Origin of the sequence: Mucilaginibacter sp. JRF (assembly GCF_015223065.1) — a bacterium.
Classification (GTDB): Bacteria; Bacteroidota; Bacteroidia; order Sphingobacteriales; family Sphingobacteriaceae; genus Mucilaginibacter.
Map to the genome: position 1 here is coordinate 1 of NZ_JADFBY010000025.1, position 698 is coordinate 698.

Below are 698 nucleotides of genomic sequence, written 5' to 3' on the forward strand. Positions count from 1 at the left end.
GCATCAAATTTAACGTTGTAGTTTTGGCAAACTGTTAAAAAGCCCCAGTGCAACCAACCTGCATCGATCATGGTTTTAGCGTTGGCATCTTTTGATTTGATACCCTCATCCATACCTTTCAGGTAAGCGGCAGTTACTGCTGATTTTGCTACGTCGTAGTGAGATACTTCACGACCTGTGGTGTTTGGTGCTAATAACTTAAGCTCCAAATCATTACCAAGGTCATAGTACTCAAAGTATTTACCATACTTGGCGGCGAAGTTAGCGCCTAATACGCGGCCTTTTTCGTACGCGTCAGCCGGTTTATCAGCCAAATTCATGGTGCGTGGGTAAAGCATAGGTAATATGTTTACATTACCGCTTTCGCAAGCTTGTTGTAGTAATGAGAAAATAGATGATGAAGATGCTGAAATGGTACCATCAGATGTGGTTAGTACGTTGATCCTGTACCAGTTCATTTTCATGCCTTTGATCAGCTCAACTTGTTTAGCAGCAGGTGTTGCCAGGTAAGGTGCATCACCAAACGGGTGACCGTTTACGCCTAACATCAAGCCGTTTGCCGAAGTTAATGAAGATGTTTTTAACGAAGCTTCGTTTGAAGAACTAAGCGTTGAATATTCCGAAGATGTAGATTCCGGAAGTACGTCATCTTGTTTTTTACAAGAGAAAAGCGATAGAGCAACCACGCACACAAGTGC

1 protein-coding gene is annotated in these 698 nt (G+C 42.7%); it reads right to left on the reverse strand.

Annotated elements, in window-relative coordinates; genetic code table 11:
- Window positions 1-698, reverse strand: a 698-nt coding sequence (locus IM792_RS21170; protein WP_194103919.1) for a hypothetical protein, incomplete at both ends; no start/stop codon positions are given.